Origin of the sequence: Niabella hirudinis (assembly GCF_051201075.1) — a bacterium.
GTDB lineage: Bacteria > Bacteroidota > Bacteroidia > Chitinophagales > Chitinophagaceae > Niabella > Niabella hirudinis.
The window spans coordinates 97883-120339 of record NZ_JBPEHJ010000005.1 but is presented as its reverse complement, the minus strand read 5'-3'; the positions used below and the strand labels follow the sequence as shown (position 1 = coordinate 120339).

Annotated in this window: 14 protein-coding genes; 3 read left to right on the top strand and 11 right to left on the bottom strand. The window is 47.6% G+C overall.

What is annotated here, in order from left to right:
* Window positions 1-381: 381 nt before the first annotated feature.
* Complete coding sequence (locus GGU45_RS11345) at window positions 382-2772, bottom strand: TonB-dependent siderophore receptor (protein ID WP_435224791.1); 2391 nt, start codon at window positions 2770-2772, stop codon at window positions 382-384.
* Window positions 2773-2951: 179 nt separating this feature from the next.
* Between GGU45_RS11345 and GGU45_RS11340 the strand changes: the two genes are divergently transcribed.
* Together GGU45_RS11340 and GGU45_RS11335 are read left to right on the top strand one after the other, a co-directional pair.
* Window positions 2952-3446 (top strand): Xre family toxin-antitoxin system antitoxin, encoded by a 495-nt coding sequence (locus tag GGU45_RS11340; RefSeq protein ID WP_435224789.1) that lies wholly within the window; start codon window positions 2952-2954, stop codon window positions 3444-3446.
* Window position 3447: 1 nt separating this feature from the next.
* Window positions 3448-3915 (top strand): RES family NAD+ phosphorylase, encoded by a 468-nt coding sequence (locus GGU45_RS11335; protein ID WP_435224787.1) that lies wholly within the window; start codon window positions 3448-3450, stop codon window positions 3913-3915.
* A gap of 44 nt (window positions 3916-3959) precedes the next feature.
* Here the strand turns inward: GGU45_RS11335 and GGU45_RS11330 are convergent, their stop codons facing one another.
* The 5 genes from GGU45_RS11330 to GGU45_RS11310 all read right to left on the bottom strand — a co-directional run bounded on the left by GGU45_RS11330 (window position 3960) and on the right by GGU45_RS11310 (window position 9762).
* Window positions 3960-4799, bottom strand: coding sequence for a ThuA domain-containing protein (locus GGU45_RS11330; RefSeq protein WP_435224785.1), 840 nt, complete (start codon window positions 4797-4799; stop codon window positions 3960-3962).
* An 8-nt stretch (window positions 4800-4807) separates the two neighbouring features.
* Entirely contained in the window at window positions 4808-6052 is a 1245-nt protein-coding gene (locus GGU45_RS11325) for a DUF6807 domain-containing protein (RefSeq protein WP_435224783.1), read from the bottom strand.
* A gap of 4 nt (window positions 6053-6056) precedes the next feature.
* Window positions 6057-7448, bottom strand: coding sequence for a putative oxidoreductase C-terminal domain-containing protein (locus GGU45_RS11320; protein ID WP_435224781.1), 1392 nt, complete (start codon window positions 7446-7448; stop codon window positions 6057-6059).
* A complete protein-coding gene (locus tag GGU45_RS11315) occupies window positions 7449-8870 on the bottom strand; it encodes a Gfo/Idh/MocA family protein (RefSeq protein ID WP_435224779.1) in 1422 nt (473 codons plus the stop codon).
* A gap of 322 nt (window positions 8871-9192) precedes the next feature.
* Window positions 9193-9762 carry an RNA polymerase sigma factor gene (locus GGU45_RS11310; RefSeq protein WP_435224778.1) on the bottom strand — a complete coding sequence of 190 codons (570 nt, stop codon included), beginning with the start codon at window positions 9760-9762 and terminating at the stop codon, window positions 9193-9195.
* A gap of 361 nt (window positions 9763-10123) precedes the next feature.
* On the opposite strand from GGU45_RS11310, the gene uvrA reads away from it, so the two are divergent.
* Window positions 10124-12985 carry an excinuclease ABC subunit UvrA gene (uvrA, locus tag GGU45_RS11305; protein WP_435224776.1) on the top strand — a complete coding sequence of 954 codons (2862 nt, stop codon included), beginning with the start codon at window positions 10124-10126 and terminating at the stop codon, window positions 12983-12985.
* Between the two features lie 50 nt (window positions 12986-13035).
* Here uvrA and GGU45_RS11300 read toward each other — a convergent pair whose 3' ends face one another.
* The 5 genes from GGU45_RS11300 to GGU45_RS11280 all read right to left on the bottom strand — a co-directional run bounded on the left by GGU45_RS11300 (window position 13036) and on the right by GGU45_RS11280 (window position 22368).
* Window positions 13036-13872, bottom strand: a complete 837-nt coding sequence (locus GGU45_RS11300) for a hypothetical protein (protein ID WP_435224774.1) — start codon at window positions 13870-13872, stop codon at window positions 13036-13038.
* A gap of 34 nt (window positions 13873-13906) precedes the next feature.
* On the bottom strand, window positions 13907-16690 hold the full coding sequence (locus tag GGU45_RS11295) for a hypothetical protein (protein ID WP_435224772.1): 2784 nt from the start codon (window positions 16688-16690) through the stop codon (window positions 13907-13909).
* Between the two features lie 191 nt (window positions 16691-16881).
* Window positions 16882-19695 (bottom strand): hypothetical protein, encoded by a 2814-nt coding sequence (locus GGU45_RS11290; RefSeq protein ID WP_435224771.1) that lies wholly within the window; start codon window positions 19693-19695, stop codon window positions 16882-16884.
* Between the two features lie 33 nt (window positions 19696-19728).
* The gene (locus GGU45_RS11285) at window positions 19729-20670 is read right to left on the bottom strand and encodes an NAD(P)H-dependent flavin oxidoreductase (RefSeq protein WP_435224769.1); all 942 of its coding nucleotides are present in this window, start codon (window positions 20668-20670) and stop codon (window positions 19729-19731) included.
* Between the two features lie 291 nt (window positions 20671-20961).
* Complete coding sequence (locus tag GGU45_RS11280) at window positions 20962-22368, bottom strand: S8 family peptidase (protein ID WP_435224767.1); 1407 nt, start codon at window positions 22366-22368, stop codon at window positions 20962-20964.
* Window positions 22369-22457 lie beyond the last annotated feature (89 nt).

The window sequence follows — 22457 nt, the reverse complement described above, 5'->3', positions numbered from 1 at the left end:
CCATTATTGCAAAAATCCGGAAATAGAACGCTATTAGCGATAATATGCAAAAATAGTATCAGTTTCTGTTAAAATAAATGCATGCTATGCTGTGAAGTAGGGGCCAAAATAGTATTGAAGTTGTTTAAACTTTTGAACGCGCGCATAGTTCCCGCAGATTTACGCCAATTTTTGCGCAGATTTTCGCAAAAAATCAATCTGCGGTAATCAGCGGTGTATTGCATCCATCTAAAATCAGCGGGAAAATCAGACGATCCGCTTTTTTGGAGAAAAAGTTTAAACAACTTCATCCAATAGACGCGAACTATGCTTTTTATTTCAAAAATAAAAAAGCCGCCCCAATTCCTTTTGAGACGGCTTCTGTTTTTTTGAACGGGCCGATCAGAACTTAAATGCAGCGGTTACCACAAAGTTCCGGGGAGGAATGGGATTGATGCTATAGTTCTCATGCACATAGTAGTTAAAGGTATTGGTGATATTTGCCAGTTTGGCCAGCAACGACCATTTTTTATAGGTATATCCGGCAGAAACGTCAACAGTAACAAACCCGTCTACTTTAAACATCCGGTCCCTGATGGTGCCGTTGTCATCTGAGTAGTCATTGTTCCAGCCCGCATTGCGTTCTCCTACATAGTAAATACCCCCTCCAAATTTCAACCCTCTTACGGCTCCGTCCTGGAAGGTATAGAAGGTCGTGGCGTTTGCGGTATGCGCAGGGCTGTTTACCAGGCGCGGTCCTTCTACAAAACTTCCTTTCCGGCCGGAGGTTTTGGTATAGCGCATGTTATTGTAGCTATAGCCGGCCAAAATGTCCCATCCTTTTACCGGCTGGCTTTTCAGATCAACCTCAATACCATCGCTGGTAGTTTGGCCGGTCAGCTCCCTGTATTCCGGATTTTCAAGAGCGGGTTGTGACAGGTTGCTGTTGATGATACGATATAATGTAAGGTTTGCGCTTAGCAGCCCATCGAGGAAATCATTTTTTACACCGAGTTCAAACTGGTCGATGAACGACGGTTTTAAGGGCTGATTGTTTATATCTCTGCCTGAGTTTGGAGAGAACGAGTTGGAATAGCTTGAAAAAACGGTTGTATGATTGGTAGGCTGATATACCAGACCGATCCTGGGGGAAAAGGCTTTGTCGATCTGTATGTTGCCGTAGGCCGCTGAGTCGTTTTGAAGATAGGTGGTCTGCGTGGGGTCTGTTTGCTGAAAGGACCAGCGGATGCCGGCAAGCAGTTTAAATTTATCGGAAAGGGTTACAAAATCCTGTACATAAGCTCCAAAACGTGTAACGAAGGCATCTGCCGAAGTTTTCCATTTCCAATCTGCGGGCATGTCGGTACGTGGGGTGTAAGCTGCAGGATCCACCAGGTTGATGGAGTCGTAAAATGTGCTGGCACTGTACGTAGAAGCCAGGTTGGTAGTTAGATCCCGCTCACCATCCATGCCGATCAATACTTTATGTCCGATAGTGCCGGTTTGGAACTGGCCGTTTAGGTTCACCTGTCCGGTATAATAATCTTGCTTATTGTTGGTTTTTCCCAGTGGTCTTCTCCATTTTCCGTTTACATCTGCCTGTATCCGCTCCAGGGAAAAATAGTCCCTTTCATAGTTCTGATATCCGGCCAGGGCGCTTAGCTGCCAGTTGTCATTGAATGTATGATTGAGTTCGGCTGATGCGGTGGCCTGGTTGGTTTGGGCGTATTGCCAGGGCGCTCCAAAAAATGCATTGCGGCCTACAGGGGTGACTGTTTTACCACCGTAAACGCCTGCTTTGTCGCTCATGGTTCCGATCCCAAAATCGGGCGTGAACTTGTGCTGCAGGTAATCGCCCTGTACCAGCAATTTTGTTTTTTCGCTTAGCTTAAACAGCAGCGAAGGGTTTACATAGAACCGCTCAGAATGTACCTCGTTGCGATAGCTGTTGGCCTTTTCATAAGTGCCGTTCAGGCGATAGGCAACGGATTGGCTGATGGGGCCATAAATATCAACAGAGGGCTTATAAAGGTCATAGCTGCCCACGCGCATGTTGATTTCGCCGCCGAAATTGAACCGCGGTTTTTTGGTGATCATATTGATGATTCCGCCGGGTGCTACGTTGCCGTATAAAAGCGCTGCGCCACCCTTTAAGACCTCTACGCTTTCAATGGCGCTCATTTCGGGCATGGCGCCGCTGTTGACGCGGAATCCGTTTTTGAAGGTGTTGGTATTACCCAGGTTGTAACCGCGGGCATAAAAGGTTTCCTGGGTGCTGGCGCGGGCCCCGCCCAGGTATACCCCATTTACATTTTTAACCACATCGCTTAAGCGCTGCGCCTGTTGGTTTTCGATAGTGGCCTGGCCAATGATTGTTACCGCCTGCGGCAGGTCCATAATGGGAATATTGGATTTGCCGATCCGCGCGGTTCCCTGGTTAATGCTGCCCCCAATACGGACAATCACTTCTTTTAACTCCCGCGCATTGAGGGAAAGGTTGTATTTGGAGGCCTCTGAACTCACGGGCGGCACAGTTACCGGTACCTCCTGGCTGGTTTCTCCTTCAAAAGAATATACCAGTATGTATTCGCCGTAAGGAATCTCGTTAAATTCAAAGTGCCCCTTCTCATTGGTTACAGCGTGTTTTTTTTTACCCTTGATCGTCACATTTACATTTGGGACCGGGTTGCCCTCCGGGGTTGTGATTACTCCCTCAATATTACCGGTATTGGTTTGCGCATTTACACTTAAAAACGTCGTTAGCGTCAATAAAAATAATAAAAGTTTGCTCATTTTCCTTAAAATTTCGCGGCGAAGGAAGTTCATTTCCTGCTTTTTTATTTTCTAAATGCGGAAATTCATTTACGAAATCGGGAAAAATGCGTTTGCGAAATCGGAAAAACTGTTGGTATCGGTCTGTGTAAATTATTTGTAGCAGATTTGTTTTACCTTTATAGCAAAACTGTTGTGTTATGTATCCGGCAAAAAAGACTACAACGAAATTCAACACAAAAAAATCTATTGAAAAGACAACGGCTAAGGATCGCCAAAAATGGACGCTATCCATAGGTAAAAGAACATACAGCTGGACCAATGATATGGAGCGGATTGAGATTGTCAGGCGGGGGCTGCCTTATGATGCTATCGAAGAAATCGGCAAAAAAATCGATCGTCCTGTAAAAATGGTTCTGACTGCTATTAGTATTCCGCAGACTACCTACAATAAGAAAAAAAAGGAGCAGTCTTTGCTCGAAAAGAAAGAAAGTGAGCTGGTTTTGCTGATCAGCGAGCTGGTGGACTATGGCATTGAAGTCTTTAATAAGGAGGAAGAAAAATTCCAGCGCTGGCTGAAAAAGCCCAATCAATCATTAAGCGGCAATATTCCTGAATCAATGCTGGACACCGTTTCAGGAATCAATGAAATTAAATATGCTTTAAACAGGATCGAATTTGGAAATTTAGCATAAGATGATCGTCTATCGCATAGAAAGGGAAAAATACTTAGATACAACGCTGCAGGGTACAGGAGCATCAATGGTGCGCGGCTACAGGTGGAACAGCTTAAACACCCGAATGGTGTATGCTGCGGAAAGCAGGGCCCTGGCCACTCTGGAAGTTGCTGTTCATTTAGATCTGAGCGAAGATCTGCCCATCGATCGCTATTATGTGGAGATTGAAATACCCGATGATCTTCCCATCCAGGAGGTATTGGTGGAAGATCTTCCCGGCGATTGGAATGCTAAACCTCCTGTACCAGCCACGCAAATAATAGGGGATGACTTTGTTCATTATAATGAAGTAGCCGTTCTGAAAGTACCCAGCAGTATTGTTCCTGATGAATTCAATTATTTGATCAATCCCTTTCATGAGGACGCTAAACGTATCCGGGTGATACGAACCAGAAAAATGGAATTTGATCAGCGGTTTAAGCTGTAGTAAAAATTCTATCCTATTTAGCGGCCTGAATATTAAAGGTGATCTTAAAACCGCACTTCATCGTCCCGATGCTGTGCATAGGCTTTTTTGAAATCGATGGTTGTTACCTGGCTGGCAACAAAACGGATTCCGCCCAGGATGTGATTTAAATAAACCGGGTCGCTATAGGATTCTTTAGCATGGCCCAAAACGGTTACCCAGGTATGACCGCCATCAAAAGCGTATTCCCATACGGCAGGGTAAAAGTCGCCATAGGTTCCTCTGTTGATTCTTATGTTTGCCGCGTGTCCGGGAAGGGTGGAATCAATGGTACGCAGATCGTGTACCATCAAAGCCCGGGGACCGGGATAAAGTTCTTTGGCAAAGTAACATTCATCGGCCCTGCTCCACACTGCGGGAACCCCCTTCATAGAGGGATGTTTACTATCAATAACCCGCACGGTAAATTCCTGGAACCGGGCATGCCAGGCAAATGTGCCGCCCAGCATCATTTTGAACCAGCGCCAGTTGCGCTCGGTTCCGGTTACGGAATGCAGACCCACCAATCCACCCCCGGCTTCAATATAACGGCGAAAAGCAAGCCGCTGCGCATCGGTATCAAATACATCATTATTAGTGCTTGGAAAAATAAGGAGGGTATATTGCTTCAGGTTTTCTTCGGTCATTACCGATGGCTGAGAGCTGGTGTCTACTTTAAAGCCATGAGCGGCACCCAGCTGCTGAATGGCTTTAACGGCAAAGGGAATATTATCATGTACGAACCCCTTGCCATTTTTGGTGTACACCAGTACCTTTACTTTTTTCCAGTTAACGGGTTGCCCCTGAACCATTGCTGCAGCAAACAGAAAGGCTGCCAAAAAAAGAACACCGCTTCGTAAATTCATTGCTATTTTTATTTAAAAGTGATTTTTGGAGGATGGGCAAATGCCTGCCAGGCTTCTTCCGCATGGGCTTTGGGCAGCTGGTTGTTAAACACCAGGAAGCGGTATCGTAAGATATATTGCCTGCCGGGTTCCAGCAGCCAGTCCTTATTTTTTGTAGGAGAAAAATTGAGGAATACATCCCCGCGTTTGTTCATATTTTCCGGCCACACCCGCAAGGGCTCCGGGTAATTATAGTTAGCAGGGTAGCTCATCATTTCGAGTCCGCCATATTGCTGGTTCAGCTGCCCCTGCGCCACACACCAGCGCGCCGTACTGCCGTCTGCTTCTTTCCGGTTCTTTCCTTCCGAAGTAAAAATAACGCTGTTATCCTTGTTCCAGGCTTCTGTGGCACGGATGCCAAGGCCGCCGTACCGGTATTCCAGCAGTTTTACAGGGCTGGAGCTGGCGCAGCTGAGCTGTACCGTTACATCCATGATGTAATAGCTGTTGTTGCGGCTGTCCGGCCGGTAAATCCGAATGGTTTGCAGCTCGTTGATGGCATTTTTTTCGGTTCCGTCCTTTTTAAAGGCAATATGCTCGTGCAGGGCTTCAAAACCCGAGTAGACGGGCCCGTTATACAGGGCGCCGAATCCTGCAAAGCGTACGGTTCCTTTACGGTCTTTCAGGTTCCAGAAGTCCACGGTATCTTTTTCAAACAATACATGCGTCCACGGGTTCCACATGCCCCAATGGTGATAGTGATCGGGGGCGTTGATCCTTGTTAGTTCTTCGCCGTTAGGCGTCCACAAAGGATGAATAAAGCCGCTGCGCTTATAGGCTGTATCAATGCCTTTGGGGGGATACACGGTTTCTGAATGATACCGGAGGAGGTTTTTACTACCGTACTGAATGGTAAGCGCGCCCTGGTTCATGCGGCCCTGCAGGCTGGTAGCTGTGTTATTGCCGGCTGTTGTTTTGGTGAGCTCAAAACTGCGGATCTTTTGTTTGCCGGGCTCCAGCATCCAGTATAACCGGCGGGTGCCACTGGTTTCGATCTGGAAGGGAACGATAGTTTTTTGCCCGCCCGTTGTTTCGAGCAGCTGCAGGCTGCTGTCTGCTTCAAATGTAATTGCATCCAGGTCCATGTTCATCGGGATGGAGAAGGCTTCTTTGCCGGTTGTTTTTACCTGCCAGCTGCTGATGCGTTGGGCACAAAGCGGGGCCGCCCCGGCTAATAGCGCAAAAGCCAGGAGGTAAAGCGTCTTCTTTGTCATGGTACTATTTGGTTTCTGATTTTTTTGCGAGTTCCAATGCTGCGGTGGTGGTAAAATATTTGGCAATCATATTGGGTACTTCCCAGGCGGGCATCTTCTTTTCTTTCAGGAACTGAAGGTAACGCTGCATTACCTGGCCAAAATGTGCTTCATGTCCCGTATTGTATTTTTCAGGGATCACTACCTGCCATCCTGCGGCGGTCTTTGTAAGTTCAATACCCGGGTATTTTGCCTGTACCTGTGCTAATGCGGCCGTGAGGTCCTTTTCAAAACCGGCATCTGATTTTTTAGCAGGTTCAATATACAGTACCGGTTTATACTTTTGTTCGGCTCCCTGGCGAATGATCAGGTTGGCCCGGGTTCCCCTCATAATGGAATAATGGGTGTCGCCTGTTCCTGCTGGTGCTTTGTACCCCCAGGTTACCGATACCCGGGCGTTTACACCACGTAATTTATAGTTGAAGCTTCCGTTGCTGTAGATGTTGAGTATCGAATCGTTTTTAACATCCTTCTTCAGATAATCCGGAAAAGCGGGTTGCTTTGTAAGCTCCGAAAACTGGCTGAGGGTTACAGGCGTTGTCCACCGTTTTGCAGACACCATCTCAATGTCCTTTTGGTAGTCGATTGCCTGATCGGGGAAGCATTCCCATTGTACCAGATCTACCAGGTGTGTGGTTACATCTACAATTCCCTCGCCTTGCTGGGTAACATCCAGGAACCAGGCTGGGCGCTGCAATACGGATCCTGAAACCAGTTTATAAAGGTAATGCACGCTTTCTTTGGTAACGGCGGGGTTTTCAGGCGTGCCTTTTTCGAGGTCGCCAAATACCTCCCTGATCTGTGAAAATTCCCGTTGTAGCTGGGTGTTGATCTCAAAACGCTCGGTCATGATATCATATAGGAGCACGTTCTTTTCTGCTGCTTTTGCAAAGGCATTTTTTACCAGTTCAAAACCCGCTTTATCAATGGCCATGGGTTTATCTGCCAGCACATTCAGCCCCGCGTCCACGGTATTGAGCACATATTCTGCTTTCTTCTGGTTATTGCCGCTCATGACCACAACATTGCCCTTTTTCTCCGCGATCATTTTCTGGAAGAAATCGGCTCCGGTATAAACGTTTTCTTTCCAGTGTGTTGGGTTTTCTGCACGGGTATTATAGGATTCGATCCTTTTTAAATGCAGGTCCACATCCTGGCCTTCGGGGGCATATACGTATACGTTGCTGTCCACATCGGGGTACATTTCCTTTTGTACCAGGGCAGCATGAAAATGCCCGGGGTCCAGCGTGATCAGCGTGATCCTGGAGGAATCTGCTGTAGCGGAATTGCCCGATTCGTTGTTTTTACAGGAGATCATTGTGGCGAGCAGCGCGGCGGGTAATAGAAATTGCTTCATTTATTTTTTCAGTTTATTCAATACATAATTAGTGCCGTAGGGGTGGCGTTGCGGTCTTGATAAAAGCTTATTGGCTTCAATATTATTTTTAAAGACTTCTTTTTTGGGATCCCAATACAGTTTGGTTCCCAGTTTCATGGCGGCGTGGGCTACCAGACAGGCGCTGCAGGAGCGATGGGCCACTTCCGCCGGGCTGATGGTCGGTTTTTTATTAATAATGCAATCAACCCAATTGAGGTGCTGCTCCCGGCTTTCGTATAAATGTACTTCATTAGGACCAATAACTGAAGTAAGAAGTTTGGGATCGCTGGCACTGAAGGCTTTGCTTGGCTTGGCTCCGGCGCCAGGGTCGGAGGCGGTTACGCCCACATTTCCGCGGGTTACAAAGATCCATCCATTGCTTCCTTCAAACTTAACGCCATTGGGATTTTTACTGTTGATGAGCATGGTAACCCCATTGGCATATTTTGCTTTTATCTCATAGTCGCCATGTACGTTCCACAGGCCGGTTTTTGGAAATTCGGCACTGCCTTCTATTTCAATGGGGCCGGTCAGTTCCGTATTCATCCCCCAGTGGGCGATATCGATATGATGCACGCCCCATCCGGTAATCATGCCGGCACCAAATTGTTCCTGCCGCAGCCAGCCGCCTCTTGATTCCACGTCTTTCTGGTTGTGCACACGATCCTGCGTATAGTAGATATAGGGGGTGGAGCCCAGCCACATATCATAATTAAATCCTTCCGGTATGGGCATTTCGGCGGTATTGCCTCCCGGCGGGTCTGCCGGCAAGCCCACGTGCACAGTGTGCAGTTTACCGATGCGCCCGTTTCGCACCAGCTCGCAGGCTTTTTTGAATTGCGGCCAGGGGTTTACCGAACGTTGCTGGCTGCCCAGCTGAAAAACCACACCGGATCCGCGTACCACATCGCTCATAGAGCGGCCTTCTTCGATGGTCAGCGATGTAGGTTTTTGCAGGTAGATATGTTTGCCGGCAAGGGCTGCTTCCATGGCGGGCTGCGCATGCCAGTGATCCGGGGTACTAATGATGACCGCATCAATATCTTTTTGCATCAGCATTTCCTTATAATCATCATGCATTTTGATATCGATATAACCGGCTTTGCCGGTTTTTTTTTCGTACCAGCCTTCTACTCTTTTTTTACCGGCTTCCAGCCGGTAGCGGTCAACATCGGCCATTGCCACAATCCTTGCCGATTCATGTTTGAACGTTTCTACAAGATCGTGCGTCATCGCAATGCGTCCACAGCCGATCTGTGCAATCTGGATTTTATTGCTGGGGGCATCCTTGGTAAAAAAGGAGGAGGGCACAATCATGGGTACTTTGGGCAGCAGGAATGCGCCTGCTGAAAGAGTGGCGGAGCTCTTGATAAAGTTTCTTCTGCTTTTTGCGTTAGACATGTTCTTAAAAATTAAAACAGTATTGAAGCTGTTGTGTGAATGCCTGGTAGCAACAAAGTTTTGTGAAGCAATCGTTGCAGGCATCTATTGTTGTTACGAATAACTAAAGTAGCAACTTTCATTGACAGGCAACTGAATTAAAAGCTTCAATTTTTACTACAACGTTTGAAATAAAAAAACCGCTCCGGGCATTGTTCCGGAGCGGCTTCAATTAGTCGTCATCTTGTAACAACCGGGTGGTATTCGGCAAATAAATTCAAACAATTCCAAAATACAATTGGTGAATTATTTTTCCACCAGGAGTTACAAGATGACAGGCTCTTTATTTACCCGTCATCATTTTCCTGAGATTTAGCAGGCCATACCGCATGCGACCCAATGCGGTATTGATACTGCATCCGGTTATGTCGGCAATTTCCTTAAAACTCAGGTTGGCAAAGTGGCGGAGGATAATCACCTCGCGCTGCTCCTGGGGCAGCTGCTCCAGCATGTCCTGGGCCTTGCCAATGTTTTGAACGGTGATAATTTTTTCTTCTACATTCTGATCCGAGGAGTTAATGGTATCCAGAACCTCGTGATCCACGCTGTTTTTTGTAAACGGTATCCGTTTCAGCTTCCGGAAATAGTCTACACAAAGATTATGGGCAATACGCATCGCCCAGGGCAGAAACTTGCCTTCCTCCTTGTATTTACCATTTTTTAAAGTCTCAATAATTTTTATAAAAACATCCTGGCAGATATCTTCAGCGTGATATTTGTCCTTTACAAGAAACAATACCGTGCTGAACAGTTTTTCCTGGTAGCGGTTCAATAATGAATCCAATGCAGGCGTATGTCCTTTTGAAAATAGATTTATGAGCTCGTTATCAGTCTTCTTTAAGTAAGTTATCATCCGTTGTCCAGATTAGTGCAGGATTGCTCCTGCATTTAGATTAAAACTTAGTTCAATAGCCTCCGAATTTACCCTTTTCCACATTTATTTTCCAATCCCTGGGTAAACGAGTGTTGCGAAAATAGGCGTTTCAACGTTTATGGGCCGCTCTTGGGTCGGAAAATTGCCCCCAAAATCTTCAAAATAATGTTAAAATTTTTTAACATTATTTGTATTTAGTTGATATACAGGTTTATATATTCTACTCTTTGAGTAGGACTTCTTCGCGCAAGTACGTTAAAATATCTCCTGTTCGTAAAAAATGGGCGCCATTTTCAGGGATTTAAGAGCTAAATTTGTGCCTCTTAAAATTATGATTGGAATGGCGAAGGCAAAAACCGTGGAAAAGAAAGATGAAATTTTTGTGAAAGGCGCCCGGGTGCATAACCTCAAAAATGTAACCGTAGGTTTTCCCAGAAACCAGATTATTGTGGTAACGGGCGTGTCAGGATCCGGCAAGTCTTCCCTCACCATCGATACCCTGTATGCCGAAGGTCAGCGCCGCTATGCAGAAAGTTTGAGCGCCTACGCCCGGCAGTTTCTGAACCGGATGAACAAGCCGGATGTGGATTATATCAAAAATCTGTGCCCGGCCATTGCCATAGAGCAAAAGGTAATTACCCGCACCCCCCGGAGTACCGTGGGCACCATGACGGAGGTTCATGATTATCTCCGGTTACTTTTTGCCCGCGCCGGTACCACCATCTCTCCCGTTTCGGGAAAGGAAGTAAAAAAAGACGATGTAGCGGATGTGATCGCCGCTATTGAGCAATCGGAAGCCGGCAGCAAAATTTTTGTACTGGTTCCATTTAAACTGCATTCCAACCGCAACGTCCGCGAGGAACTGAACATATTATTGCAAAAGGGCTTTACAAGGATTGCCGCAGGAGCCGGCACACAGGAGGGCGGACTGGAGATCCTGGATGTGGAGGACTTGCTGGAGCAGGATGACGCAGCCTTGTCGGGAATACCGGGCGTTTCAAAAACGGGGACAAAAAGCCCGTCCTCCGGGCAGGTATTTGTATTGATTGACCGGATCATTGCACGTGAGCTGGATGAGGACGACCGCCACCGGCTGGGAGATTCGATCGGCACGGCGTTTTATGAAGGAGAGGGTACCGTGTTTATACAAACGATTACCCCGGCCGGCAAGGCGCAGCTGCATAACTTTAACAACCGGTTTGAACTGGACGGAATCCTGTTTGAAGAACCCAATCCCAACCTGTTTTCTTTTAATAATCCGCTGGGCGCCTGCCCCACCTGTGAGGGTTTTAGCCTGGTGCTGGGCATTGATGCAGACCTGGTGATTCCCGATAAACGGCTCAGTGTTTTTGAGGGCGCCGTGGCTCCCTGGAAGGGCGAAAAGCTGGGGAAGTGGAAGGACCGTTTTATAAAGGCGGCAACCGGGTATGATTTTCCCATACATAAGCCGGTGGCGGATCTTACCAAAGAACAATATGCGCTTTTATGGAAGGGCAACAGCTCTGTTTATGGCGTGGATGATTTTTTTAAAGAAGTGGAGCAAAACCTGTATAAAGTACAATACCGTGTGCTGCTGAGCCGTTACCGCGGACGCACTACCTGCCCGGATTGCGATGGATACCGGCTGCGGAAGGAGGCCCTCTATGTAAAAGTAGGCGATAAAAATATTGGTGAACTGGGCGCCATGCCCGCGCGGGACCTGAAGGCCTGGTTTGAAAAACTAAAACTGCCGGCGCATAAGGCGGCTATTGCCAAACGGATCCTTTTGGAGATCAACAACCGGCTCGATACCCTGCTAAAAGTAGGACTGGGCTACCTGACCATGAGCCGGGTTGCCAATACACTCAGCGGCGGCGAAAGCCAGCGGATCCAGCTTACGCGAAGCCTTGGAAGCAACCTCACGAATTCCTTATATATTCTGGACGAACCCTCCATCGGCCTGCACGCGCGGGATACAGACAACCTGATCAAAGTGCTGAAGGAGCTTCGCGATCTGAACAACACGGTGGTGGTGGTGGAGCATGATGATATGATTATGCGGCATGCCGATCATATTATTGATATGGGGCCCCTTGCGGCCCACCTGGGCGGCGAAGTGGTTGCCGCCGGCACCTATAAGGAACTGCTCAAAGATAAAAACAGCCTTACCGGTAAATACCTGGGCGGAACCTTTGCTATTGAACCGCCGGCAACAACCCGTAAATGGACGCGCTTTATAAAGGTGGAGGGAGCGCGGCAAAACAACCTGAAAGATATTACAGTTACTTTTCCGCTGAATGTGCTGGCTGTGGTAAGCGGTGTCAGCGGAAGCGGGAAGACCACGCTGATCAGGCAGATCCTGTATCCCGCATTGCAAAAGATAAAGGGCGAGCCGGTAATGTCTGGCGATAAAGTGGGGTTTCATAAAGCAATAACCGGCGATGTAGACAGTGTGCAACAGATAGAAATGGTGGACCAGAACCCGATTGGCAAATCATCAAGAAGCAACCCGGTTACCTACATAAAAGCCTATGATGAAATACGCGATCTTTTTGCCAAACAGCCTTTAAGCAAGATGCGGGCATTTCAGCCAAAGCATTTTTCCTTTAACGTGGATGGGGGCCGTTGCGATACCTGCAAAGGGGAAGGAGAGCAGGTAGTAGAAATGCAGTTCCTGGCAGATGTGCACCTGCTTTGCGAAAGCTGCGGTGGTAAACGCTTTAAAGAAGAGGTATTAGAAGTGAAATACCGCGATAAAAATATTCATGATGTGCTGGAGATGAGCGTGGATGCTTCATTGGAGTTTTTTAAAGATGAAAAGAAGATCCGCGAGGCCATACAACCATTGAGTGACGTGGGTCTCGGTTATATCAAGCTAGGGCAATCCTCCGATACGCTTTCCGGTGGCGAAGCACAACGGGTAAAACTGGCCTCATTCCTTGGCAAAGGCAAAAGCAATCATAAAGTGCTCTTTATTTTTGATGAACCCACAACGGGTTTGCATTTTCATGATATTAAAAAGTTACTGGCCTCTTTCAACGCATTGATCGAACAGGGGCATACCGTACTGGTGATTGAACATAATATTGATGTGATCAAGAGTGCGGACTGGTTGATAGAGCTGGGCCCCGAGGCCGGCGATGGCGGCGGTGAGCTGGTATATGAAGGCATACCCTCCGGTATTAAGAAAGTGAAAGCAAGCTACACCGCGAAATACTTATAGCGGGAAATGAACATCCCGGCATATTCCTCCATACAATTTAATCGTTAAGTTTAAAACACTTCAAACACAACCCTATCGGTTGCACCACTACTTTTTGTTCTGGTGAACGAGATGGTCTTATCGGAGCTATTTAATTGTTCCAGGGTAAAAGGCTGCATGCTATAACTCAGGTCAATGTAGCTGTAAACGGGGATGAGTACTCCAGAGTTGTTGTTGTCAATTGAAAAAAGAGGCTGTATTTCCTGATCAGCGCTTTCACGGCAAATAGAGCTTCCAAAGTTAACCTTTAGAAGGGCCACAAACCGTTCGGGATCCAGGTTCGTTTCAGGGCGATCCAATATTACTGAAAAGATATCGTCCTTCATACAGCTGAACATGGAATTGTAATAGTCTGTTGTTTTACCATTTTCGGTAATATCCCAGCTTTTTAATTTCAGTTTTGCGTTGGCTAACAAGCGGGCTGCGTCTTTAGAGCGGCCTGTTTTATAGCTGTTTGGGTCTTTGACGGCATCATTGGGGTCGAAGGCCAGAAAGCTGCGGGCAGAGGTTCCGGATGGGCTTAAAAAAGGAAGGCTGGCACCTTTGGAATCGGTAACAAGAATAAAGGTCATGTCTGCTATATTGGACGGAACTGATGTGGTAACCGTAATATATTCTCCGGGCTTTGCATAAAGGATTTCTTTCTTTGTGCCGTTGACGCCAACTTCCGCAGTACGGTTGGGCTCAACAGAGGATCCAAAACGGAATGTGGCGGCAGCAGCAGAGCCATTTGATAACTGGAGCGTATAGGGGACTCCTTCTTTGGGCGGGTTGTTTGCCTCGTTGCTTTTTGAACAGGACAAAAAAGCCAGGCCTGCAAGAAGCAATAATGAAAACTGTTTTATCATAAGGGATTAATTTGCCGGTGAAAGTACCAATTTCCTAATTGTTAGGCTCTTCAATTTTCAGGGGCTGGTACAATACACCCAATCCGCCAACAAGGTTGGTGCCCTGCACAATGATCATATAGTTGCCCGCGCTTTCCGATGTATAAAAGGAGACCCGCGCTTTCCCGCTCTTATCCGTAATCACTTCCGGGTTCCAGTATACGGTGGTGCGCAAATCCGGTGCAGTGGTTTTTTCATCGGGCGTTGTATAGCGCGGACTATAGAATTGTTTTGCCAGCACCGGCGCTACCGGCTTGTAGAGATAGATGCCCGGTGTTTTTTTTGCAAAAGGACCTGCCCCCGATCGGGTAGTGATTTCTACAAACGAAAAATCCCTGGTAGCAGGACCGGAGTTCATTTGTTCCTGGATGCTTAAAAACTCGGAGCGGTAGGAGCTGTTGAATTTTGGAGTATTCATAACTTCAATAGCCCGTATATCTTCAGCCGAAAAATATTTTAAATAGCCATCAAGAAATAGCTGGTAATCGTTGGGGGCTCCGGATCCTCCCTCCCGGCTATAAAAAAAATGAAGATCAACGCCATCGATGATAAACCGGACCCTATTGCCACCAATCATATACGTAAGCTGGGTGCTCCTTGGCGGTGAACCCAGGTAAAATCCTTTCACCTGTTTGTACAAAACGTCCAGCAGGGATAGCTTAGGGGTTTTATCCAGTGCGGCTTCATTAATTATCTGGTCGGCACCACCATTTTTATTCAGATTTTTTGAACCGGGGACGGCAGCCGTTGTTTTTACGACCACTTCATCGAGGTAGTCCCCGTGTTTCCGGATCAGCTTGCGGATGGCCATTTGTTTATTTACAAAGTGAGCGGTGGCCGTGTCCAGCAAAATATTCTGCTGCGCCATAGAAGCAAGGACTCCGCTGTAAGAGGGGAATGAGGGTTCATTTAATTCGATCCCGATATTAAAAGCGCGCCCTCTTTTATTAAATGCTTCTATAACCAGGTTAACGCTGTCGTTGTTAAAATAAGGAAAATGCGCCAGCGTAAATATGCCATTGGCATTGGTGGTGGTGTCCATCAGGAAAGTGCCCTTTTTGCCCTCTTTTCCAAACAGGACCACTTTTGTATGAGCGAAGGGTTTATTAAAAATGTTGGTGGCCTTTCCGCTGATCATAAATTCTTTTTCCCGGTTGAATTTAAAAGTTGATGGCTGCCATTCATAACGGACCCAACCCTGGGTCAGCATCAATGCATCTACGGCTCCGGCTAAAGGATTCCCGAAATAATAATAGGGATCTTCGATGGTTCCTTTCAGGTCGGAGCTCAGGAGCATATAGCTCAGGATGTTTTCCGACTGCGGATCGATTCCTACCTGGCTGGTATCGATAACGGCTATGGAGAAGCTGCCGGAGACAAACTGTTTTTCGGGGTTTTGGGCCGTGAGCAAGAGTGAAACACTGTCCTTTTTCCGGTATACTTCTTTGCCGGAGGCCAATGATAATTGCAGCGGATCATGATGCCAGATAAAAACAGCCCGCTCATTTACAGGGCGCATAAGGCTGTCATAAATAGTAAACCGTGTGATGCCGGAGGGTATCATTTCTTTGGAAATGCGGAGCTGCGCCGGATTTGTTGAAATGGTCAGGGGGCCCTTAGCAAAAGCGATTCCCTTGGCGGTGGCCGTAAAATAGTACTTTTTGCCGTAGAGATCCGGAGTGCCGTCAATCAACACCCGGATGCTGTCAGTAGCAGGACTTGTCTGTACCTGCAACAGGGTGCCCGAAGATTGTGGATCGGGCAGTTGCACCGGCTTCCCGTTTTCAGGAAATGCGGTATAGTGGTTGCCCTGCTGCGGCGTAAAGGAAACAAGGCCCATTCCTTTATGAATAGCAGCAAATTTTGCAATTTCATTACCCTGGGCATCCCGGATGACTCCTTTAACCGCAACGCCCTTCCCATATACGTTAAGCGCCTTAAAGCCCAGCTGCTGTTTTTTGCCGGCAATAAAGCTGCCGCCTTCTGGCAGGAACTGGAGATCAATGGCTGCCTGCCCGCTGGTTTTAACGGGGAGCTGTATTTTGAGATCTTCCTTGTCTGCAATTTCAATAACCAGGTCCTTGTTATCCGCGTTGTTTTTAAGCAATGTGTCGATGTAGAGATTTCCTTCCCCATCGGTTTGGGTTTGCAGGCGGAGCAGGTTCCGGTTTTTGGACCGGATTTTCACTGTGACGTTTTTTCGGGCAATAGGGGCAAGAGTATTGGTGGTTAACCCGGCGGACAGGGAAATACGGTTACCGGCAAATGCTACTTCCCGGATACGTGCGTTCCATTCGTCTGCCCTGGGGTTGATGATGGTAAAGCGACTTTCATACAGCAGCGAATCGCCAAAATTGCGCATCCAGTTGGTATAGGCCCGCAGGATATAGCTTCCCTGGGGGAAATTGTTTTCGGTTAATACAATGCTGCTTTGAAAGCGTCCCCAGTAGCAGGGTGCGGCGGTTCTTTTTACTACTTCGTTGGCGGTATTGATAATTTCGATATAGGCAATGCCGGTACTATCGGTGATGGTATTGTTGCTGGCAGCAAGAATATAGCCCTTCATCCAGATGGTGTCGCCTACTTTATAATAGGGACGGTCATAATGGACAAACAGTTTTTCCCTGGGGGTATTATAGCTGCCCCGGTCATTAGCATCTATCTTTTTTTCCAGCGCATTAAACAGCTGGCTAAAACCTGCAACCGGCGCGGCCAGCGAAAAGCAGAGCAGAAATGCTGCATTTGTTATCCGGGATTTTAATTTGAAAATATTCTTCATTTTTGTACACAATTGTTAGGTTGAATGAAAACCTGTTGAAAATTTAAAACGTCCATCTTGGGATCAATAGATGGATCGTTCTGATCAGAAAAAGTTTAAACCGGTTTCGCATTTATTATTGATTGAGGCAGCCAAGGCCGGATTTGCTGTTTTATCATAAGGGATCCATTTACTGGTGAAGATAAATATTTTTAATTTTTGGCTTCTTCGACTTTCAGGGGCTGGTACAATATACCCAGCTCACCGCCAAGGCTTGCCCCCTGGACAATGATCATATAGCCGCCCGGGCTTTCTGATGTATAAAAGGAAATGGTTGCTTTTCCGTCATGATCGGTGATCACTTCGGGGTTCCAGTATACAGTAGTGCGCAGATCGGGTAGCACCGCTTTTTCATTGGGCGTGGTATAGCGCGGGCTGTAAAATTGTTTTGCCAGCACCGGCGCTACCGGTTTGTACAGGTAGATGCCCGGTATTTTTTTTATAAAAGGGCCGGCGCCGGAGCGGGTGGTGATCTCTATAAATGAAAAATCCCTGGTTGCTGCACCGAACTTCATTCTTGTCTGCATGCCTAAAAATGCAGAGCGGTAGGTGCTGTTGAATTTTGTCGTGTTCATGATTTCAATAGCCCGTATATCCTCCGCCGAAAAATATTTTAAGTACGCATCCAGGAAGGCCTGATAACTGTTATAGTTAGTGCTTTCGTATGCTGGTTCGTAAAATGTTTCCAGCGGATCGTAGATGGTGTGAAGATCGACTCCATCGATAATAAACCGTACATAGTTGGAGTTGATCGTATAAAGCAGTTTGTTACTTTTAGGTATTGAGCCCAGGGCAAACCCCTTTACCTGTTTGTATAAAACATCCAGCAGGGTTTGTTTGGGTGTTTTATCCAGTGTGGCTTCACGGATCACCTGGTCGGCGCCGCCATTTTTGTTCAGGTTTTTGGAACCTGTGATCGCGGCGGTTGTTTTTACTACTACCTCGTCCAGGAACTCGCCGTTCTTCCGGATCAGTTTGCGGATATCCATTTGCTTATTTACAAAATGGGCGGTGGCGGTGTCCAGTAAAATATTCTGCTGCCCCATGGAAGCCAGACTCCCGCTGTAGGACGGGAATGTGGGCTCATTTAATTCGATGCCGATATTAAAGGCTCGGCCTTTTTTATTAAAAGCCTGCATGACCATGCTGATGCTGTCGTTGGTAAAATACGGGAAGTGGGTCAGTGTAAATAAGCCATTTTCGTTGGTGGTAGTGTCCATCAGGAATATGCCGTTTTTTCCTTCTTTACCATACACGATCACTTTTGTATGGGCTAATGGTTTATTAAAAACATTGGTGGCCTTCCCGGTGATCGTAAACTCTATTTCCCTGTTAAATTTAAAACCCGCCGGCTGCCATTCATAACGTACCCAGCCCTGGGTAAGCATCAGCGCCTCAACGGCCTGGGGTAAAGGGTTTTGGAAATAATAATAGGGATCTTCGATGGTTCCTTTCAGGTCGGAGCTCAGGAGCATATAGCTCAGGATGTTTTCCGACTGCGGATCAATTCCCATCTGGCTGGTGTCAATAACGGCTATCGAAAAGCTGCCGGAGCGATGTTGCTTCCCGGGTGACTGGGCAGTGAGTGAAAGTGAGACGCTGTCTTTCAGCTGGTATACATCTTTATCAGAAACCAGCGATAATTGCAGTCCATCGCTATGCCAGATAAAAACAGCCCGTTCATTTACGGGTTGCATAAGACTGTCATAAAGGGTCAGCCTTGCAATGCCGGAGGGGATTACCTTTTTAGCGATAGGTATTTTTATGGGGGTGGGTGACAGGGTGACCGCTCCTTTGGCAAATGAGATTCCCGCAGCTGTGGCGGTAAAATAGTAACTCCGGCCATAGAGATCCGGCGTTCCATCGATCGTTGTCAGGATATCACCAGATGCGGGATCTGTCCGTACCTGTAATAGTGTACCTGAGGGCTGTGGGTTCGGCAGTTGCACCGGCTTCCCGTTTTCAGGAAATGCGGTATAGTGGTTGCCCTGCTGCGGCGTAAAGGAAACAAGGCCCATTCCTTTATGAATAGAGGCAAATTTTGCAACTTCCTTACCCTGGGCATCCCGGATGACTCCTTTAACCGCAACTTCTTTACCATACACATTAAGCGCCTTAAAGCCCAGCTGCTGTTTTTTGCCGGCAATAAAGCTGCCGCCTTCCGGCAGGAACTGGAGATCAATGGCTGCTTGCCCGCTGGTTTTAACGGGGAACTGTATTTTGAGATCTTCCTTGTCTGCAATTTCAATAACCAGATCCTTGTTATCCGCGTTGTTTTTAAGCAATGTGTCAATAACAAGGTTGCCTTCCCCATCGGTTTGGGTTTGCAGGCGGAGCAGGTTCCGGTTTTTGGACCGGATTTTCACCGTGACGTTTTTTCGGGCAATAGGGGCAAGGGTATTGGTGGTTAACCCGGCGGACAGGGAAATACGGTTACCGGCAAATGCTACTTCCCGGATACTTGCGTTCCATTCGTCTGCCCTTGGGTTGATGATGGTAAAGCGACTTTCATACAGCAGCGAATCGCCAAAATTGCGCATCCAGTTGGTATAGGCCCGCAATGTATAACTGCCCTGGGGAAAATTGTCGGCTGCCAGCGGAATGCTGCATTGAAATCGTCCCCAGTAGCAGGGGGCTGCGGTTCTTTTTACTACTTCGCTGGCGGTATTGATGATCTCAATATAAGCGATGCCGCTGCTGTCGGTTATGGTATTGCTGTTTGCAGCAAGGATATAGCCTTTCATCCAGATAGTGTCTTTAACCTTGTAATAGGGACGGTCATAATGAACAAATAGTTTTTCCCGTGGAGTGTCATAGTTGCTCTGGTTGTTGGCATCTACCTTTTTTTCAAGGATCGTAAACTGCTGGCCAAAACCGGTGAACGGCAGGGTCAGCAGGCAACAAAGCAGAAATGTTGTGTGCCTTGCCGGGGAAAACCGGTTCTTCAAATTATAACGAGTGTTCATTTCCCGTAAACAATGGTTTGGGTTGAATGGATATTACGCGTGGAGGCGGGCAAGAGCAGATTTAAAACCCGTCCACAGTTCTGCAACAATTTCAGCCGCGGGGCGGATCGATCCGATGGAGGCTGCAGCCTGGCCAATTTCAAGTTCTCCGTTTTCGAGGTCTCCTTCAAACATTCCTCTTTTAGCGCGTCCCCGGCCCAGCAGTTCGGTCAGCTGTTGAGGTGTGGCGCCTTTAAGCTCTGTTGCCTTTACCTGCTGATAAAAATTGTTTTTTAAAAGACGTACCGGTGCCAGTTGTTTTAATGAAAGTTCGGTATCGCCTTCCCCCACATCGACAACCCGTTTTTTAAAATCGGGATGGCAGGAAGCTTCTTCGCTGGCAACAAACCGGCTTCCGGCCTGTACGCCTTCGGCACCCAACGCAAAAGCGGCCAGCATCTGTTGCCCGGTAGCAATACCCCCCGCTGCAATTACCGGTATCTGCACGGCTGCGGCCACCAGCGGAATCAGTACCATTGAGGTGGTTTCTTCCCGCCCGTTATGGCCACCTGCTTCAAAGCCTTCGGCTACAACGGCATCACAGCCTGCCTCCTGCGCCTTCAGGGCAAATTTGCTGCTGCTGACCACATGTACTACAGTGATACCGGCATCTTTTAAAACGGGTGTCCAGGTTTTAGGATTTCCCGCGCTGGTAAAAACAACCGGTACATTTTCCCCGATAATTGTGCGGATATGCGCTTCGGGTTCCGGATACAACAGCGGCAGATTGACACCAAAGGGTCTGGAAGTGGCGGCCTTGCATTTCCGGATGTGCTCCTTCAGTACATCCGGGTACATTGAGCCGGCGCCAATAAGGCCCAATGCTCCGGCGTTGCTGACAGCGCTTGCCAGTCGCCAGCCGCTCGTCCAAACCATACCCGCCTGGATGATGGGATAGCTGATGCGGAATAGTTTTGTGATGCGGTTTTGAAACAATGGTGGTCATTTACGAGTTAAAGCCTGAAATCGGGCGCAAAATCCTGTACTCATCGGCTTAATGCTTCATGCTGATGAAGATACGAAGATCTTTTTTTGCTTTCAATGAGATTATGTGCCATTTTTTTGCAGCGGAATCCTGCTTCGTCTTGGCTCCTTGGTGTATGTATATGCGTCAGGTTGTTTTGCCTGCCGGATCCCGTAAGTCAATGAGGGGACACACGAAGAGGGAACCTGTCTACCGGCTGGCTGACAGGTTCCCTCTTTGTTCAATTACTCTTTGGGCCTCGCTTAAAAGGAACTGACATTTAACCGCCCGCCGGTGACACATTTGCCCGCGAGGGAGGAGGTGGGCGTTGTTGCTGAGAGAATCGCATTTTTAATAACGGCAGCCGTTGCGCCGGGATGTGTGGATGCGTATAATGCAACGGCTCCTGTAACGTGCGGCGTAGCCATGGAAGTGCCGCTATAAGATGCATAACCCGAACCTATTTTTCCTTTTTTGAGGCTTACCGGCACGGTTGAGTAAATGGAGGCTCCGGGCGCACCTAAATCCACGGTTGCACTGCCATAGTTCGAGAAGCTCGCCAATGCCCCGGTGCTGGTAATGGCTGCTACGGAAATAATATTGGTATTGGAATAACTGGCCGGGTAACTGGGTTTGGTATCATTGTTACTGCCGGCATTTCCTGCGGCAGCTATAAACAGGATTCCTGCATTATTGGCGCGTTCAATGGCATCCTGCAAAGCCTGCGAAAAGCCGCCGCCCCCCCAGGAATTATTGGTGGCCACTATATTGAGCCCCTGGCTCAGCTTCAGATTGGTAAAATAGTCGATCGCTTTTATGGCATTGGCAGTGGTACCGCCATTTGTACCCAGAAACTTTCCGCTGAGGAGTTTTACGTTCCAGCAGATGCCCGCTACACCTTTGCCGTTGCCGCCTACGGCTCCGATAGTGCCGGCCACGTGGGTGCCGTGATCATCGCTAACGCCATCAAACACCGAGTTGTTATTGCTTACAAAATCCCAGCCGTATACGTCATCAATATATCCGTTGTGATCATCGTCAATGCGATTGCCGGGAATTTCCCGGGGGTTTACCCCCGCATTGGCCTGGAGGTCCTCATGCATATACATATATCCTTCGTCAATGATGCCAATGTACACGGTTGCCGATCCGGTATGCCCGGACGACCAGGCGGCAGCAGCCTGGCTGCCGTAACTGTTAGCGGGTTTAGTGGCTGCACCATACATGCCCCAAAGGGCGCCGTTTAAGAAGTAAGGATCGTTGGAAACTTCAAAATGCTGGTAGATATAATTGGGCTCCGCATATTCCACTTCAGGAAATCCCTTTAATTTCTCAATCGTAGCCATGGTACCCGTGCCTGCTTCCAGCAGGGAAATGCCTTCCTTGTGGCCCATCTTTTCCATCAGTTTGGTCATGATTTTTTCCTTTATATGTCCGTTGATCTTATTCAGAATCTCCGTTTTTTTTGAGGACAAAATATCGTCTTTAAATTTTACCAGTATTTCGTTGGGCTCGTAACCGGGGCTGGTGGCTTTAGCCAGCTTTTGAGCGTCATTCTGATTTTGCGCGGTTAATGATAATTTTTGCTCAGGATTATAATTTTTCTGGCAGCCACAAAGTAGTATGCTGAGCATTGCTAAAGCAGCAACAAATGAGAATATTGGTTTCATCTGGGGAATTGTTTTGCGTTAAGAAAATTGGTTGATTAAAAATGCCGTATCTAATTTACGCCATCGTACGCACTTTATTCCGGAATGGG

Coding starts and splice junctions, on each gene's coding strand:
- GGU45_RS11340 (WP_435224789.1), top strand. CDS start 2,952: ATGTATCCGGCAAAAAAGACTACAACGAAATTCAACACAAAAAAATCT.
- GGU45_RS11310 (WP_435224778.1), bottom strand. CDS start 9,762: ATGATAACTTACTTAAAGAAGACTGATAACGAGCTCATAAATCTATTT.
- GGU45_RS11325 (WP_435224783.1), bottom strand. CDS start 6,052: ATGACAAAGAAGACGCTTTACCTCCTGGCTTTTGCGCTATTAGCCGGG.
- uvrA (WP_435224776.1), top strand. CDS start 10,124: ATGGCGAAGGCAAAAACCGTGGAAAAGAAAGATGAAATTTTTGTGAAA.
- GGU45_RS11300 (WP_435224774.1), bottom strand. CDS start 13,872: ATGATAAAACAGTTTTCATTATTGCTTCTTGCAGGCCTGGCTTTTTTG.
- GGU45_RS11315 (WP_435224779.1), bottom strand. CDS start 8,870: ATGTCTAACGCAAAAAGCAGAAGAAACTTTATCAAGAGCTCCGCCACT.
- GGU45_RS11295 (WP_435224772.1), bottom strand. CDS start 16,690: ATGAAGAATATTTTCAAATTAAAATCCCGGATAACAAATGCAGCATTT.
- GGU45_RS11335 (WP_435224787.1), top strand. CDS start 3,448: ATGATCGTCTATCGCATAGAAAGGGAAAAATACTTAGATACAACGCTG.
- GGU45_RS11330 (WP_435224785.1), bottom strand. CDS start 4,799: ATGAATTTACGAAGCGGTGTTCTTTTTTTGGCAGCCTTTCTGTTTGCT.
- GGU45_RS11320 (WP_435224781.1), bottom strand. CDS start 7,448: ATGAAGCAATTTCTATTACCCGCCGCGCTGCTCGCCACAATGATCTCC.
- GGU45_RS11280 (WP_435224767.1), bottom strand. CDS start 22,368: ATGAAACCAATATTCTCATTTGTTGCTGCTTTAGCAATGCTCAGCATA.
- GGU45_RS11290 (WP_435224771.1), bottom strand. CDS start 19,695: ATGAACACTCGTTATAATTTGAAGAACCGGTTTTCCCCGGCAAGGCAC.
- GGU45_RS11345 (WP_435224791.1), bottom strand. CDS start 2,772: ATGAGCAAACTTTTATTATTTTTATTGACGCTAACGACGTTTTTAAGT.